We start from the raw sequence: 2,152 nt of genomic DNA, 5'->3' as shown, positions 1-2,152 counted from the left end.
GCGGCGCCGACACGGCCGTGTTGGCCTCCCTGGGGGACACGCCGTCGACCCAGATCAGCATCGGCTCACCGGGAGCGGCGGCGGGTCTCGCCAGCTCGGCGGTGCAGGGCGAGAAGATTTCGCCCACCATCAAGGTTCCGCAGGGCGAGGCGATCCGCATCTTCGTGAGTCGCGACCTCGACTTCTCCGGCGTCGGTGCGGTCCCTTGAGCGCCGAGCCCGCCGCCATCTATCTGCGCACCTATCTGGCGCCCCTGGCTCGGATGCTGGAGCGCGCGGATGTCACCGACATCTTCGTCAACACGCCCGGTGAGGTCTGGGTTGAGACGGTGACCGGCGGACTCGAACGCCATGCCGCCCCCGAGCTCGACGACACGACCCTGTGGCGGCTCGCCCGCCAGATCGCCAGCCTGTCGCATCAGGGCGTCAGTCGCGAACATCCGCTGTTGGCCGCGACCCTTCCGGGCGGCGAGCGTGTCCAGGTGATCGCGCCGCCCGCCACGCGCGGTCCGCTCGCGCTGGCCGTGCGCAAGCACGTGGTCGCCGACCTCAGCCTGGAAGACTACGAAAGCGCCGGCGCCTTTGGCGAAACCCGGACGGACGGGCGGTCCGACACCGAAGCCCTGGACGCCGAGCTGCGGGCGCATCTCGCGGCGGGCCGCACCACGCAGTTCCTGCGACTTGCCGTGCGGAGCCGGAAAAACATCATCGTCGCCGGCGGGACCTCGACCGGCAAGACCACCTTCCTCAACGCCTTGCTGAAGGAAGTGCCGCGCGATGAGCGCCTGATCCTCATCGAAGACGCGCCTGAAGTGCAGTTGGATCACGCCAACGCCGTGGGTTTGGTGGCCGTCCGGGGCGAGACCGGGGAAGCGCGGGTCACCGTCGAAGATCTGGTGCAGGCGGCCCTGCGCATGCGACCCGATCGGATCATCCTGGGCGAGATTCGGGGCCGGGAGGCCTCGAGTTTCCTGCGCGCCGTCAATACGGGCCACCCCGGTTCGATCACCACGATCCATGCCGACAGTCCGCGCGGGGCCGTCGATCAACTCGCCATGCTGGTATTGCAGGCGGGGCTAAACCTGGGTCGATCCGAAATCGAGTCCTATGTCCGCAGCGTCGTCGAAGTCTTTGTCCAGCTGTCGCGTCGCGAGGGTCGAAGGGTCGTTTCGCAGATCGCGTTCCAGGATCGAAGCTAGATGCGCAGGTCCGTGAGCCTCGTCCTGATCTCGGCGGGCCTCGCCTTCTGCGCGTCGCCGGCCTGGGCGCATTCCGGCGCGACCCTGCAAGGCGGGTTCGCCTCAGGCTTTCTGCATCCCATTGGCGGGCCCGACCATCTCCTGGCCATGGTGGCCGTGGGTCTGTGGGGCGCCTTCCTCGGCCGGCCCCTGGTGTTGATCTTGCCGGTTATCTTCCCGACCGTGATGGCGGTCGGCGGGGTCTTGGGGATGCTTGGCGTCCCCATGCCGCCGGTCGAGCTCGGGATCGCCGTCTCGGTGCTGATGCTGGGGTTCATGGTCGCCGCGGCGTTCCGCGCGCCGGTCTGGGCCGCCTCGCTCGTGGTGGGGCTCTTCGCGGTCTTTCACGGCTACGCCCACGGCCAGGAATTGCCGGTCGCGGCCGACCCGGTCGCCTACAGCCTGGGATTCGTGCTCGCCACGGGATTGCTGCACGTGGCCGGGATCGCCGTCGGCATGCTGAACGCGCGCCCCCTTGGCCGGGTCGTGACCCGGGGCTTGGGAGCCTTCATCGCCGCGGCTGGCGTCTATTTCCTGTACGCGGCGGCCGTGGCGTGAGCGGGGTCCTGCCCGCGGCGCTCCTCTGCGCCGCCCTCGGCTTCGCGATGAGCGCCGCGGCGCCTCGCACCCAGGCCGCGACCCTTACGACCCTGGTTGTCGCCGCGAGCGTGGGGAGCTTCGCGCCGCCAAGCAACCTCGTCACGTTCGCCTGCTGGCTGAGCGTCATCGCTACCTCGCTCGCCGTTTATCTGCCGCCGGGCTTAGGCCGGCGCCTCCTCGTCGTCCTGGCCGCGAATGCGGGGGTATGGTCGGGGGCCGCGATCGGGCCCGACCGCGTGGGTCTGCTCGCCGCGCTTCCGTTCGCCTTGCTCTGCCTTCCCGCGGCCTGGCTGGTGGCCAGGCGGCGGCAGATCG

3 protein-coding genes and 1 pseudogene are annotated in these 2,152 nt (G+C 69.8%); all 4 read left to right on the top strand.

The genetic code is table 11. The features are described 5' to 3' along the window. Positions 1-209, top strand: a pseudogene (locus RMO04_RS15660) (type IV secretion protein); the annotation flags it as partial. Continuing rightward, positions 206-1,198, top strand: a complete 993-nt coding sequence (gene virB11, locus RMO04_RS15655) for a P-type DNA transfer ATPase VirB11 (protein WP_309645703.1) — start codon at positions 206-208, stop codon at positions 1,196-1,198. The pseudogene RMO04_RS15660 and the gene virB11, both read left to right, overlap by 4 nt. After that, positions 1,199-1,795, top strand: a complete 597-nt coding sequence (locus RMO04_RS15650) for a HupE/UreJ family protein (protein WP_309645702.1) — start codon at positions 1,199-1,201, stop codon at positions 1,793-1,795. After that, positions 1,792-2,152: hypothetical protein (locus RMO04_RS15645; protein WP_309645701.1), on the top strand; the 361-nt coding region annotated here is incomplete at its 3' end. The genes RMO04_RS15650 and RMO04_RS15645, both read left to right, overlap by 4 nt.

This window comes from Phenylobacterium sp. (genome assembly GCF_031412415.1).
Lineage (GTDB): Bacteria > Pseudomonadota > Alphaproteobacteria > Caulobacterales > Caulobacteraceae > Phenylobacterium.
This window is presented reverse-complemented; position numbering and strand designations above follow the sequence as displayed.

Excerpts from the sequence above, each read along its gene's own strand:
- RMO04_RS15650 (WP_309645702.1), top strand. The coding sequence starts at position 1,199 with ATGCGCAGGTCCGTGAGCCTCGTCCTGATCTCGGCGGGCCTCGCCTTC.